Annotated in this window: 13 protein-coding genes; 3 read left to right on the top strand and 10 right to left on the bottom strand. The window is 70.5% G+C overall.

Annotated elements, in window-relative coordinates; translation table 11 throughout:
- Window positions 1-42: 42 nt before the first annotated feature.
- Window positions 43-1092 (bottom strand): PHP domain-containing protein, encoded by a 1050-nt coding sequence (locus V1351_RS01025; RefSeq protein WP_338749871.1) that lies wholly within the window; start codon window positions 1090-1092, stop codon window positions 43-45.
- 28 nt (window positions 1093-1120) lie between these two features.
- On the bottom strand, window positions 1121-2557 hold the full coding sequence (locus tag V1351_RS01030) for a GuaB1 family IMP dehydrogenase-related protein (RefSeq protein WP_338749873.1): 1437 nt from the start codon (window positions 2555-2557) through the stop codon (window positions 1121-1123).
- A 41-nt stretch (window positions 2558-2598) separates the two neighbouring features.
- Here V1351_RS01030 and V1351_RS01035 point away from each other — a divergent pair, with 41 nt between their 5' ends.
- On the top strand, window positions 2599-3855 hold the full coding sequence (locus V1351_RS01035) for a DUF445 domain-containing protein (RefSeq protein ID WP_338749875.1): 1257 nt from the start codon (window positions 2599-2601) through the stop codon (window positions 3853-3855).
- Between the two features lie 49 nt (window positions 3856-3904).
- Here V1351_RS01035 and V1351_RS01040 read toward each other — a convergent pair whose 3' ends face one another.
- On the bottom strand, window positions 3905-5029 hold the full coding sequence (locus V1351_RS01040) for an acyltransferase family protein (protein WP_338749877.1): 1125 nt from the start codon (window positions 5027-5029) through the stop codon (window positions 3905-3907).
- Between the two features lie 351 nt (window positions 5030-5380).
- On the opposite strand from V1351_RS01040, the gene V1351_RS01045 reads away from it, so the two are divergent.
- The gene (locus V1351_RS01045) at window positions 5381-6652 is read left to right on the top strand and encodes a polysaccharide pyruvyl transferase family protein (protein ID WP_338749879.1); all 1272 of its coding nucleotides are present in this window, start codon (window positions 5381-5383) and stop codon (window positions 6650-6652) included.
- 128 nt (window positions 6653-6780) lie between these two features.
- On the opposite strand, the gene V1351_RS01050 is transcribed toward V1351_RS01045, so the two are convergent.
- From V1351_RS01050 to V1351_RS01080, 7 genes are all read right to left on the bottom strand, one after another.
- The gene (locus V1351_RS01050; protein WP_338749881.1) at window positions 6781-8037 is read right to left on the bottom strand and encodes an NAD(P)/FAD-dependent oxidoreductase; all 1257 of its coding nucleotides are present in this window, start codon (window positions 8035-8037) and stop codon (window positions 6781-6783) included.
- A 61-nt stretch (window positions 8038-8098) separates the two neighbouring features.
- Window positions 8099-8857, bottom strand: a complete 759-nt coding sequence (locus V1351_RS01055) for an urease accessory protein UreD (RefSeq protein ID WP_338749883.1) — start codon at window positions 8855-8857, stop codon at window positions 8099-8101.
- Window positions 8854-9582 (bottom strand): urease accessory protein UreG, encoded by a 729-nt coding sequence (ureG, locus tag V1351_RS01060; RefSeq protein ID WP_338749885.1) that lies wholly within the window; start codon window positions 9580-9582, stop codon window positions 8854-8856. Before ureG ends, V1351_RS01055 begins: the two co-directional genes overlap by 4 nt.
- Window positions 9575-10255: an urease accessory protein UreF gene (locus tag V1351_RS01065; RefSeq protein WP_338749887.1), complete on the bottom strand. Its 681-nt coding sequence runs from the start codon at window positions 10253-10255 to the stop codon at window positions 9575-9577. The genes ureG and V1351_RS01065 overlap by 8 nt, the downstream gene beginning before the upstream one ends.
- Before the next feature lie 3 nt (window positions 10256-10258).
- Window positions 10259-11968, bottom strand: coding sequence for an urease subunit alpha (locus V1351_RS01070; RefSeq protein WP_338749889.1), 1710 nt, complete (start codon window positions 11966-11968; stop codon window positions 10259-10261).
- Window positions 11965-12420 (bottom strand): urease subunit beta, encoded by a 456-nt coding sequence (ureB, locus tag V1351_RS01075; RefSeq protein WP_422388992.1) that lies wholly within the window; start codon window positions 12418-12420, stop codon window positions 11965-11967. Before ureB ends, V1351_RS01070 begins: the two co-directional genes overlap by 4 nt.
- Complete coding sequence (locus V1351_RS01080) at window positions 12417-12719, bottom strand: urease subunit gamma (RefSeq protein ID WP_338749891.1); 303 nt, start codon at window positions 12717-12719, stop codon at window positions 12417-12419. Before V1351_RS01080 ends, ureB begins: the two co-directional genes overlap by 4 nt.
- Before the next feature lie 155 nt (window positions 12720-12874).
- Between V1351_RS01080 and V1351_RS01085 the strand changes: the two genes are divergently transcribed.
- The gene (locus tag V1351_RS01085; protein WP_338749893.1) at window positions 12875-13309 is read left to right on the top strand and encodes a hypothetical protein; all 435 of its coding nucleotides are present in this window, start codon (window positions 12875-12877) and stop codon (window positions 13307-13309) included.
- Window positions 13310-13388: the final 79 nt, after the last annotated feature.

The following is a 13388-nucleotide window of genomic DNA, read 5'->3' on the forward strand; positions in this document are numbered from 1 at the left end:
TCGGTGGCCCCGAGGCGGTTTTCCGGTACTCCGGGCAGTCGATCAGGCGGGTCGGGCCCACTCGCGCACGCGCTCGGCGTCCCAGGTCGTGACGATCCGCTCCAACGGCACCCCGAGTCGCTCGGCGCGCTCCGCGCCGTATGCCTTCATCTCCAGCTGCCCGGGTGCGTGCGCGTCCGAGTCGACGGCGAAGAGGCACCCCATCGTCAGGGCCAGCTCGATCAGCTCGTCCGGCGGGTCGCACCGCTCCGGTCGGGAGTTGATCTCCACGGCGACGTCGTGCTCGGCGCAGGCCTCGAAGACCGCCTGCGCGTCGAAGTCACTCGGTGGCCGGGTGCCGCGCCCTCCGGTGACCAGACGCCCGGTGCAGTGGCCGAGGACGTTGACGCGGGGATTGCTCACCGCAGCGACCATGCGCCGGGTCATCGCCCCCTTCGCCATGCGCAGCTTGGAGTGCACGGACGCGGTGACCACGTCGAGCCGGCCGAGCATCTCCTCGCTCTGGTCGAGGGCTCCGTCGTCGAGGATGTCGACCTCGATGCCGGACATGAGGGTGAAGGCGTCGCCCACGGAGGTATTGATCCGGGCGAGCAGGTCCAGCTGCTGCGCCAGGCGCTGTGCCGACAGGCCGTTGGCGATCCGCAGTCGGGGGGAATGGTCGGTCAGGGCCATCCACTCCTGGCCGAGCTCGACGGCGGTGAGGACCATCTCCTCGATCGGGCTGCCGCCGTCGGACCAGTCGGAGTGCAGGTGGCAGTCACCGATGATGGCCGCACGGTAGTCCGCGCCGCCCTCGACGAGAGGTCCACCGTGCTCCTGCTGCTGCCGGGCGAGGTAATCGGGCAGCTCTCCTCGGACGGCCTGCTCGATGACGCCGGCGGTGGACGTGCCGATGCCGGGCAGCTCGGTCAGGGTGCCGTCCTCGACCCGCTGGCCCACCTCCCCTTCGCCCAGGTCGCGAACGACCCCGACGGCGTCCCGGAAGGCCTCCACCCGGCGGCTGTGCTGCCGCGAGCGTTCGAGGAGGAAGCCGACGCGCCGCAATGCCTCGACCGGATCGACGGGCGCCTCGAGCGGGGGAAGGGAGAGCATGCCCCCAGTCTGGCCGATCGCCCGGAGATCACCAGGACGAGTGCAGCGGCCGCCCCTCGGCGAAGCCGGCGGTGGACTGCAGTCCGACGAGGGCCCGCTCGTGGAACTCGTCCAGCGTGGCGGCGCCGGCATAGGTGCAGCTGCTGCGCACGCCCGCGACGATCTCGTCGATGACGTCCTCGACGCCCGGCCCGGCCGGGTCGATGTACATCCGGGAGGTCGAGATGCCCTCCTCGAAGTGCGACTTGCGCGCCCGGTCGAAGGGGGAGTCCTCCGCCGTCCGCCCGCGCACCGCACGGGCCGAGGCCATCCCGAAGGACTCCTTGTAGCGACGGCCGTCCGGGTCGGTGATCAGGTCGCCGGGGGACTCGAGCGTCCCCGCGAACCACGAGCCGATCATGACGTTGCTCGCGCCCGCGGCCAGGGCGAGGGCGACGTCGCGCGGGTGGCGCACCCCGCCGTCCGCCCACACGTGCTTGCCGAGCGCACGGGCAGCGGCCGCACACTCCAGGACGGCGGAGAACTGGGGCCGGCCGACCGCCGTCATCATCCGGGTGGTGCACATGGCACCGGGGCCCACGCCGACCTTGACGATGTCCGCACCGGCCTCGATGAGGTCACGCGTGCCCTCTGCGGAGACGACGTTGCCGGCGACGACCGGTACCTGCGGGTCGAGGGCCCGGACCGAGGCGAGTGCCTCGAGCATCTTGGTCTGGTGGCCGTGCGCCGTGTCGACGACCAGGACGTCCGCCCCCGCCTCGAGGAGGGCCCGCGCCTTCCCGGCCACGTCGCCGTTGATGCCGACGGCGGCCGCCACCCGCAACCGACCGTCCGCGTCGAGGGCCGGGGTGTACATGCTCGCCCGCACCGCCCCCTTCCTCGTCTGGACGCCGACGAGTGCACCGGAGGCGTCGACGACCGGAGCGACGCGGCGCCGGGCGCGGTAGAGCTCCTCGAAGGCCGCTCGTGGGTCGGCGCCGGCCGACAGCGTCATCGGGTCGGGGGTCATCACGGTGCGTACCTGGGTGAAGCGGTCGACCCCGACGAGGTCACGCTCCGTGACGACACCGACGGGGCGGTCGTCCTCGATGACGACGGCCGCGCCGTGGGCCCGCTTGGGCAGCAGGGCGAGGGCCTCGCCGACGGTGACGGCCGGGTCGAGCGTGATCGCCGTGTCGTGCACGAGGTGACGTGTCTTGACGAAGGAGATGACCTCGGCGACGACCTCCACCGGGATGTCCTGGGGGATGACCGTCAGGCCACCGCGGCGGGCCGTGGTCTCGGCCATCCTCCGGCCGGCGATCGCGGTCATGTTCGCCACGACGAGGGGCATCGTCGTGCCGGTCGCGTCGCTCGTGCGCAGGTCGACGCCGTGTCGGCTGGCGACCTCGCTGCGTCGCGGGACCATGAAGACGTCGTCGTAGGTCAGGTCGAACTGGGGCTGCAGGCCGTTGAGGAACTCCACGACGTGCAGTCTAGGTCCGGTGGTGAGGGAGGATCTGGGGCGTGAGCTTCTTCCAGGAGACCCCCGCGGATGACCGGCGAAGGGCGGGGCTGCGCCGGATGCGTGCGGTCGCCACCGGCCTGCTCGTCCTCGCCGCGGTCATCTACGTCCTCACCCTGCGTCTCGACCACGACGGGGTGTGGGGCTACGTCAACACCGCCGCCGAGGCCGGGATGGTCGGCGCCCTGGCCGACTGGTTCGCGGTCACCGCGCTCTTCCGGCACCCGCTCGGCATCCCCGTGCCCCACACGGCCCTGGTGAAGAAGCGCAAGGACGAGCTGGGACGCAGCCTGCAGGAGTTCGTCGCCGAGAACTTCCTCACCGAGGAGATCGCCCGCGAGCGGCTGGCCGCGGCGCACGTCGCCGAGCGACTGGGCCGGTGGCTCGGAGAGCCCGCCAACCGGGAACGTGTCCTCGGCGAGGTTGCGGTCGGTGGGACGCGCGGTCTGGAGCGGATCACCGACGAGGACGTCCACGCCTTCCTCGCCCGGCTGCTCCTGCCGCGACTGGCTCGGGAGCCGATCAGCCCCATCCTGGGCGCCCTCCTCGACGGCGTCGTCGCCGACGGCAACCACCGGGGGCTGGTCGACCTGGGGATCGACGAGGTCCACCGGTGGCTGCAGGACAACCCGGCCCTCTTCGCCGAGGTCGTGGGCGAGAAGGCGCCGTGGTGGTCTCCGGAGTGGCTCGATGACCGGGTCATCGCCTGGACCTATGACCAGGCTCTGGCATGGCTGGCCGAGATGCGTGCGGACGGCACCCACCCGGCCCGGGTGGCGCTGGACGACCTCCTGCGTCGACTCGCCGACGACCTGCAGCACGACCCGGACGTCATGGCCAGTGCCGAGTCACTCAAGGAGCGCCTGCTCGCCCACCCACAGGTGCCGACGAGCGCCGTCGCCGTGTGGCAGTCGTTGCGCACCTCGCTGCTCGAAGCGATGGCCGACCGTGACTCCTACTTCTGGGCCCGTGGGGACGAACTGCTGATCAACCTCGGGGAGCACCTCACCACGGACCGGACCTGGCAGGAGCGTCTGGAGGGTCACTTGAGCGAGATCGTCGCCTTCTTCGTCAACACCTACGGCGACGAGCTCGCCGAGGTGATCTCCGTGACCGTGGAGCGATGGGACGCCGACGAAGCGAGCGAGCGCATCGAGCTCTTCGTCGGTCGTGACCTGCAGTTCATCCGGATCAACGGCACGGTCGTCGGGGCGCTCGCCGGCGTGGTCATCCACTCGGTCAGCATGCTGATCATCTGACGTCCCTCGAGCCGGTGGTCGGCCCCACCCGGCAGGTCCTGCCGTCCGGTCAGCGGCCGACCAGGAGGGTCGAGGGCGCGTGGTGGTCCCACTCGCGTGCGGCCGTGGTTGCGGCGGGGGCCGGGGTGGGAACCGCCGGGGTGACCTCCGGGACGCGGGTGGGGACCAGCCGCAGGCCCATGGCCGGCTTCTCCACCAAGCGCCAGGAGGCGATCGCGAGGGGGAAGGCCAGCGCCATGGACACGATGGCGAAGGCCCACACGGGCACGAGCGCGCCGACGCCGAGCATCCCGAGCACCTGCTGGACGGGGTAGCCGTAGATGTAGAGACCGAAGGAGGCGTCCTCCTTCGCCGCGAGCCGCGTGCGCCAGGTCGAGCCGATGTGCAGCAGCAGGTAGGTCAGTGGGATCGGCGTGGTGGCGTACAGGAGCGTCTCGGAGGTGAACCCGGCAACGAGCACGGTGACCGCGGCGACGGCGGCCAGAGCGTGGGAGGTGCGGAGCCGGTCGCGCAGGGCGTAGGCCAGCACGCCGGCGAAGTAGAACGAGAGCAGCCGCAGGCTGTCGTTGAGCATGTGTGCCGGGCCGTCGAGGTCGGGGACGGCCACGTAGGCCAGCGGGAGGACGGCCACGACGATGCCGGCGGCCAGGGCGAGGTTGCGACGCACCCAGAGGACGCCGAGCAGGACGCCACACACGATGTAGGCGATGAACTCGTGCATCAGCGACCACAGGGACCGGTTCCAGTTGGCGCCCTCAGGGGATGCCGTCAGTGTCTGCCCGATCTCCCGGTTGAAGATGACCAGGCTCGCGTTGTTGCGGATGTAGGCCAAGGCCTCTGCAGGGTTCCAGCTGGCACCGCTGAGCAGTGCGCCGATCGGCGCGAAGACCAGCGCGATGACGACGAGGCAGACCCAGAAGCCCGGGAAGATGCGCTGCGCGCGCCGGGTGATGTAGTGCCGGAAGTCGTGGCGCAGGCGGCTACCGGCGATGAGGAAACCGGACAGGGCGAAGAAGCCGTTGACGCTGTTGGCCCCGATCCAGTGGAAGATGGTCTCCCCGTAGCCCCCGATCGTCCACGAGTGGGCAAGGATGACAGCTGCCGCGAGGACGAGCCGGACGGCGTTGAGGGAGTTGTCCCGTCCGGCCAGCGCGGATCCGAACGTGCGGGCCATATCCCGATGGTAACGAAAAGATAACGCTCGCGCAGGCGGGGCATGAGTGGCGCGCCAGCCTCGGCCGCCCCGCGCCGCGGAAGCACGTACGACGGCTGGCCCGGAACGTGTCCGCCAGGCAGTGCCTCCACGGACCTCGGCATCCCATCGGGGCGCACCAGTGACCGGCTGCGTGTGGGAAACTGATCTCAGGATTCGCCCAGCCTCGCTGCGGCCCGGCCCCCGCCGAAACTTCTCCGTCCGTCCGGAAGTGCTTAGGAGTAGCCGCACGTGTCGTCCGATGATCCGGATATCTCCCAGTTGAGCCACGTCCTCCACGCATCGTCCCTCTTGGGGTCGATGGTGAAGAGGGTGTGGCACTACGACGCCCGAACCCTGGTCGTCTCCTTCGAGATCGCAGGGAGTGCAGCCGCGATCGACCTCGTGATCGATCAGGGCGTGGTGACCGGGTCGGTTCTGGCCCGCGACAAGCAGCTGCGCAGGCACCTGAGGAACACGCTCGTCGGCAAAGCCGAGCTTGTTGTCGACAGTTCGGAACGTCATCTCATTGGCTCCTGGCCCAGCGCCGACGCCCGTGGAATCCTGCACAAGGTCATCGACTGGACGCATTGGTTGACCCGGCAGCCGAAGCGAGCGCCCAGCGAGTACAGCGGTGTGGATACTCTCCCGGCCGACCATGTTGGTGCGTTCTGGTGGGACAACAGGCGCAATTTCGGTGACGCGGTCGGGCCATGGCTGGTGGACCGGATCACCGGGCGAACTCCGGTGAATTCGCGTCGCGTGGGGCACGATGGGCCGACTGTGCTCTCTGTCGGGTCGATCGTTGCATTCCTCAACCGGGACCACGCGGCCATCTGGGGTTCCGGACTGATGAGGCCACTGAGCGGGGATCGGTTGGAGCGGCTGAAGGGCTACGACGACGTCTCGGTGCACGCCGTGCGGGGTCACGTCACAGCTGCCGAGCTGCGAGAGAAATTGAACTGGCACGTTCCCGACGTGTACGGGGACCCGGCACTCCTGCTGCCCAAGTTCTACACACCTCGACCGTCCTCACTGTCGGCAGGATCAACGGTGGTCGTGCCGCACTACTCACACGCCAAGCATTTCGCGCCTCACCGCACGGACGATTCCCTCCACGTGGTGGACGTCGGCCAGGGGCTGGAGCGTGTGGTGGATGAGATCGCTTCCGCCGACAATTGCGTCTCAACCTCGCTCCACGGACTCATCATCGCGCAGGCGTACGGCGTCCCCTGGGTGTGGCTCCGGATGGATGACCACCAGCTGGGGGGCGATCAGTTCAAGTTCGACGACTTCTTCTCGACCCTGACCGGCGAGGGTGTGTCGCGGTGCGATGTCACCAGTGATGACGTGGGGAGTCTTGACATCACGTCCATTGCGCAGGACGCGAGCCTGCCATCCCTGAACATATCCTTGGATGAACTGCTCGCTGCCTTCCCGCTGCCCTCAGGGGACGCCGCGCACCGCCCATGGCAGCCCCCGCGAGTCAACGTTCGGGCCGCGACGGTCAAAGCCAGGGTGTCGAGCATGTCGAGGTCCACGAAACTCAGGCGATTGAAGCGGCTCAAGCGCCGGCTCGTCGAACCGCGAGTCCGTTCTCGTTGATCCGCTCCGGCTGATGCTCCAGTGAGATCGCCGTATCGGTCCGCTGTCCGACAGTGACGCAGATGCCTCCGCGGGAGTCCCGAGGCCGTACTCGGGTGGGCTGGCAGGGACGTGGAGTCCGGGGTGGGTCAGCGCAGCGGGTCGAAGGGAGTCAGCTCGGGGGCCGGGCGCCCCGTCACGATGGTCTTGGCCAGGATCTGCCCCGTGGCCGGGCCCAGGGTCATGCCCCACATGCCGTGACCGCCCGCGATGTGCACTCGCGGCGAGTTCGACGCGCCGATGAGCGGCAGACCGTCGTGGGTGCAGGGTCGCGACCCGACCCACTCGTCCTGCCGGTCGTCGAGGTCGACGCCGCTGAGGAAGGGACGGGCCGCCTCGACGACCGCCTCGACGCGTCGCTGGTCGAGTGGCGCCTCCGGCGGACGGAACTCCATCATCCCGGCCACCCGCAACCGGTCGCCCAGCGGCGTGCAGGCCACGCGCTCGTTCGGGAGGTAGACCGGCCCGTGCGGGACGTGGTCGATCGGCACGCTGAAGCTGTAGCCGCGGCCGGCCTGCACATGGGTGCGCACGCCGAAGGGACGGACCAGGTCGTCCAGCCAGGTTCCGGTGGCGACGACGACCCGGTCGAAGGTCTCGGTGCCCCCACCGGCGATGGCCAGCCGGACCCCCTTCGTCTCGTCGGTGATGCCGGTGACGCCGGCGCCCTCGCGGATCGTGCCCCCGCGGGCGCGTACGGAGTCGGCCAGGGCGTGGACGTACTCGATGGGATTGAGGTAGCGCTGGCCGAGCAGCCGGATACCGGCACCGACCTCATCCGAGAAGGTCGGCTCGATCTCGCGCACCTGGTCGCCGGTCAGCTCCTCGAAACCCATTTCCTGACCGGAGGCGGCGATGTGCTCGAACTCGGTCCGCAGGAACTCGGTCTCTGCCCTGGTCCGGTAGCCCGCGATGAAGGACGTCGCCTCGTGGACGGGTGAGCTGACGCCGCCGGCCTCGAGCACGTCGAAGGCCGGCAGGGCGCACTCGTTGATCGGCACGAGGGCCCGCATCGACCTCGACCACCGGCGCATGGTGCTGTTGCGGGCGAACGTCGCGAGGAAGCGCAGCAGCCGAGGGTCGCCGGTCACCGGGACGTAGACGGGTGAGGAGGGGGAGATGACGGCCTTGATGCCGTAGGAGAGGACTGCCGGGTCGGGCAGGGGTGTCGACAGGCCGGGGGTGATCCACCCGGCGTTCCCCCAGGAGGAGCCGGCGGCGACGCCGTCGCGATCGAGGACCTCGACCTCGATGTCGTGTTCCTGGAGGAACCATGCGGTGGACAGTCCGACCATGCCGGCCCCGATGACGGCGACCTTGCGGGGAGGGGGAGTGGTGGTGTTCATCGCGTCCTCTCGACAGGGGCCCCGGGGTCTCCGGCGGTCCACCGATCCACTGTGCCGTAGATCACGTCATGAGAGCAAAGCGGGATGGATCGGCCGCGGTCAGCGTCTCCCGCCAGCGGTCCCAGGTGGGTGCGAGGGCGGCCTCGTCGAGGTGGGCCTCCGCGTGCAGCTCGCGGCGGATGGCCCCGGGCCCGTGCAGGACGCTCTCGTGTGGATGAACCAGCTCCTCGGGCCGGGTCCCGAGCAGTGCGACGGTGCCCAGGACGCGTGCGCCGCCGAGCACGGCGGGGGAGTCGCGCAGTCGCTCGTCGTCGAGGGCGAGCTCCTCCACGAAGAGCGGTCGACGCTCGAGGTCCGCGCGCAGCACGGAGCGCAGCCGGCCGCCGGACTCGCCGCTGCGGCCGAGCACGAGCGTCTCCCGCAGCAGGACGACGGCCTCGGGAGCGAGGTCGATCCCCGTGTGCCGTTGGACTCGGGCTCCCCCGGACACGACGAAGGGGGCCGCGCCCCACACGAGGCGCCCGGCCTCCTCGACGCGCACCTGCGCGGACCAGCGGGCCAGCTCGCCGTCGGAGTTGTAGACGACGGTGCCGGACGGCTCGACGAGCTCCAGGTGGGCGCCGGCACCGACGTGCACGTCCAGCCGCAGGTCGTCACCGGCCAGGAGGGAGGCGCAGTTCGCGACGAGTGCGACCCGGGGCCGCTCGGGGTCGCCCCCGAGGAGGCGCGGACGCAGGAAGCGGCTCGCGGTGAGGTCGGTGATCCGAGTGCGTCCGTCGACCCGCTCGACGCGGATGCGCGTGGGCTCCGGGCGCCTCACGAGTGGGCGTGCGTGTGCGGCTCGGTGTGATCGTGGGGCTTGTCGTCGCCGGCGTGGAAGTGTGGTGCCATCGGACCGGGGTCCTGCGGTGTGTGCGCACCGGTGCGGTGCTGCTCCAGCAGTCCCTCCAGCCACTCGCGCAGGTGGCCGATGCTCTCCGGGTCCCGCTGGCTCAGTGCGAGGACCGGCAGCCCGTCGCGCACGGAGCCGGCGTCCGCGACCATTCGCTCGGCATCGACCCCGACGTGGGGTGCCAGGTCGGTCTTGTTGATGATCAGCAGGTCGGCCCGCTCCACGCCGGGACCGCCCTTGCGGGCGACGTCGCCCCCGCCGGCCACGTCGAGGACGAAGATCTGGGCATCGATCAGTGCCGGGCTGAAGGTCGCGGTGAGGTTGTCGCCGCCGCTCTCGATGACGACGAGGTCGAGCGGGGCGAACTCCTGCTCCAGGTCCTCGACGGCAAGCAGGTTGGCGGTGACGTCGTCGCGGATGGCGGTGTGCGGGCAGGCGCCCGTCTCGACGGCCTTGATCCGCTCCACCGGCAGGACCCCGGCCGAGCGGAGCATGCGGGCGTCCTCGTCGGTGTAGATGTCGTTCGTGACGACGCCCATCTCGTACTGCGCGGACAGCTCGCGGCACAGGGTGCCGATGAGTGTGCTCTTGCCGGTGCCGACCGGGCCGGCCACGCCGAGGCGGAGCGGACGCGGGGAAGTGGTGTCAGGCAACGAAGATCCTCCTGGTTCGGACGTCGTGGTCGAGCGCGAGCTGCTCGACCAGTGGTGCGGTGTGCGCCGGGAGCGAGGTCGGGTCGTCGTCGACGGCGACGGCGTCGGCCACCGCGGCCTCGAGCACGGGCGCGCTCGCGAGCAACCACCCGGTCGCGTCCGTGGGGTCGACGGGCAGCAGCTTCAGTGCTGCGGCGGTCACGGTCTGCACGTCGTCGTAGAGGCTGGCCCGGGCCACCTGGTCCTCACGCATCCCGATGGCTGCCGCGACGACGCCGAATGCCGTCGGACGAAGGGGTGGGCTCGCCAGGTCACCGAGGCCGCGGACGGCCGGGTGATCACCCCACAGTCGCGTGGCCAGGCGCGCGAGTCCGCGGCCGAGCAGCTCCGAGGCGCGGCGCGACGGCGTGGTCGGCATCCGCGCGAGCAGCTCCTCCTGCACCCGGATGGTTGCCGCGGGGTCGGTCTGCACCAGCCGGAGGGTGAGGACCGCGGCCGACGCCTCGACGAGGGCGACGGTGCGCAGCCGGCCCTCGATGTAGTCCGGCACCCGTGCTGCCGGCAGGCCGGCCTCGAGTGCCGGCTCCAGTCCCGCGGAGTGCGCGTGTGCCCCGGTGGGCAACCGCGCGTCCGCGAGCAGGAGTGCACCCAACTCGGCCGTGTCCACGTGCATCGTCTAGAACATCGTGTAGCGCTGGGCGAGCGGGACGACGTCGACCGGGTTGGGTCGGACCGTGTCCCCGTCGATGGCGATCGCGAAGGTCTCGGGGTCGACCTCGATCGAGGGGAGGGCGGTGTTGTTGGGCATGTCCGCCTTCGTCACCCCACGGGTCGGGCGCAGGGCCGTGAGCCGACGGGTCAGGCCGAGCCGCTCACCGAGCCCGTCCTCGATCGCCAGCGGCGAGACGAAGGATGTCGCCAGGTGCGGAGCCGACCCGGACGCGGAGCCGAAGGTCGGCCGCATGAACACCGGCTGCGGGGTCGGGATCGCGGCGTTCGGGTCACCCAGGGCGGCGCTGACGATGGCGCCGCCCTTGATCACGGAGGCCGGCCGGATGCCGAAGAAGGCCGGGTCCCACAGGACGAGGTCGGCCATCTTGCCGGGCTCGATCGATCCGATCTCGTGGTCGACGCCGTGCGCGACGGCCGGGCAGATCGTGTACTTCGCGACGTAGCGCCGGGCGCGCTCGTTGTCGGCGGGGAGGGAGGAGCCGAGTGACCCACGGTGGTTCTTCATCACGTGGGCGACCTGCCAGGTGCGGGAGATCAGCTCACCGATCCGGCCCATCGCCTGGGCGTCGGAGGACGTGATCGAGATGGCTCCGATGTCCTGGAGGATGTCCTCGGCCGCCATCGTCGTCCCGCGGATGCGCGACTCGGCGAAGGCGAGGTCCTCGGGGATGCGCGGGTTGAGGTGGTGGCAGACCATCAGCATGTCGAGGTGCTCGGCCTCGGTGTTGATCGTGTGCGGCAGCGTCGGGTTCGTCGAGGCCGGCAGGACGTTGGACTCTCCTGCGGTGACGATGATGTCCGGCGCGTGCCCACCGCCGGCGCCCTCGGAGTGGAACACGTGGATGCCACGTCCGGCGATCGCATCGAGCGTGTGCTGGACGTACCCGGTCTCGTTGAGGCTGTCGGCGTGCAGGGCCACCTGCAGGCCGAACTCGTCCGCTCCTCGCAGGGCGGCATCGATGGCCGCCGGGGTGGCGCCCCAGTCCTCGTGCACCTTGTAACCGCCGGCACCCGCCCGGGCGTCCTCCTCGAGGGCCTTCATGCTGACCGTGTTGCCCTTGCCGAAGAAGATGACATTGAGCGGGATGTGGTCGAAGGCACGGTGCATCATCGCCAGGGACCACGCCCCCGGCGTGACGGTGGTGGCCTTGGAGCCCTCGGTGGGGCCGGTGCCGCCACCGGTGACGGTGGTCGTGCCGGTGGCGAGCGCCTCGAGCATCTCGGTCTCGTGCAGGTAGTGCACGTGGGTGTCGATGGCTCCGGCGGTGAGGATCTTGCCCTCTCCGGCGATGACGTCGGTGCCGGGGCCGATGATCAGGTCGGGGTGGATGCCGTTCATGACGTCGGGGTTGCCGGCCTTGCCGACGGCGACGATTCGGCCGTCGCGGACGCCGACGTCGCCGCGGACGATGCCCCAGTCGTCGAGGACGACGGCATTGGTGATGACGAGGTCCAGCGCACCCTCGGAGCGGGTGGTCAGGGCCTGGCCCATCGACTCGCGGATGGTCTTGCCTCCGCCGAAGCCCATCTCGTCGCCGCCGACGGTGCGGTCCTCCTCGACCTCGATCCACAGGTCGGTGTCGCCCAGGCGCACCTGGTCGCCTGTCGAGGGGCCGTACATGCTCACGTACTCACGGCGGTCCATGCGACTCATGTCTGCTCCTCCCCCTTCGTCTGGTCGTGGTCGGCCGGCTCATCGCTGACCCGGACCCGACTGCCCCGGGCGACCTGCGGTGCGTCGACCTCGGTTCCGGGCGTGCCGAAGGGGACGACCGGGCGGGGCTCGCGACCGTGGGTCGGCAGCTCGTCGGGCGTGCGCAGCTGCAGGTTGGGGACCTCGGCGCGGCCGCCGAGGGCCACGAGGCCGACCGTCTTGCTCACACCGGGCTCGAAGCGGACCGAGGTGCCGGACGGGATGTCCAGCCGGAAGCCGCGGGCCTCCTCCCGGTCGAAGGCCAACGCGGGGTTGGCGTCGGGCAGGTGGAGGTGCGAGCCGACCTGGATCGGCCGGTCGCCGTCGTTGACGACGACGAGCGAACGCGCCTCCAGACCGGCGTTGAGCTCGATGGGGGCATCGCCCCTGGCCCGGATCTCGCCGGGGATCACTGGATCGGCTCCGTGATCGTGACGAGCTTGCGCCCGTCGGGGAACGTCGCCTCGATCTGGACGTCGGGGATCATCTCCGGGACTCCTTCCATCACGTCCTCACGGGCGAGGACATGGCGTCCGTCGTTCATCAACTCGCTGACGAGGGCGCCTTCGCGGGCCCGCTCGAGGGCCCAGCACGAGATCAGCGCGACTGCCTCCGGGTGGTTGAGGCGGACGCCGCGGTCCCGGCGGTCGCGGGCGACCATCCCGGCAACACTCAGGAGCAGCTTCTCGGTGTCGGACGGAGTGAAGTTCATGATCACCTCGGATGCGAACTGGATGCGACGAGGCCGTCGGCCACCCCTCGCACTATGGCTCCGCCGCGCGGGAGTCCACCCGTACCCGCCATCAGGCCCCGCAGCGCCTCGCCGCGTACGATGTGCGGGTATCGTTTCGATTTCAAGGAGTTTTCGTGAAGCTCAGCCACCTCCCCCTGCGCCTGGCTGCCGGCGCCTTCATCCTCAACAGCGGCCTGACCAAGCGGAACCTGCCGCCCGAGGCGGCCGGCCAGCTGCAGGGCATGGCCGCCAACGCCGTGCCCCAGGTGACGAAGATGAAGCCCGAGGAGTTCGGCAAGGCCCTCAGCGCCGGCGAGATCGCCCTCGGCGCTGCACTGCTCACCCCCTTCGTTCCCTCCTCGCTCGCCGGCGCCGCACTGACCGCCTTCGGCGGTGGGTTGGTGCGGATGTACCTCAACACCCCCGGGATGACCCAGGAGGGCTCGGCGGTCCGCCCGAGCCAGGACGGCACCGCGATCGCCAAGGACGTCTGGCTCCTCGGTGGTGGCCTCACCCTGCTGGTCGACGCGCTGATGTCGGGTCGCTCGGGGTCGGGCGACGCCCGCTGATCGGAGGAGTTGACGATGACGGTGGCTGGCAGCAGTGGGCGCCGCGCACCGGCGGCCGTCCGCCGCATCCACCGATCGG

It is taken from the genome of Janibacter sp. A1S7 (assembly GCF_037198315.1).
Lineage (GTDB): Bacteria > Actinomycetota > Actinomycetes > Actinomycetales > Dermatophilaceae > Janibacter > Janibacter alittae.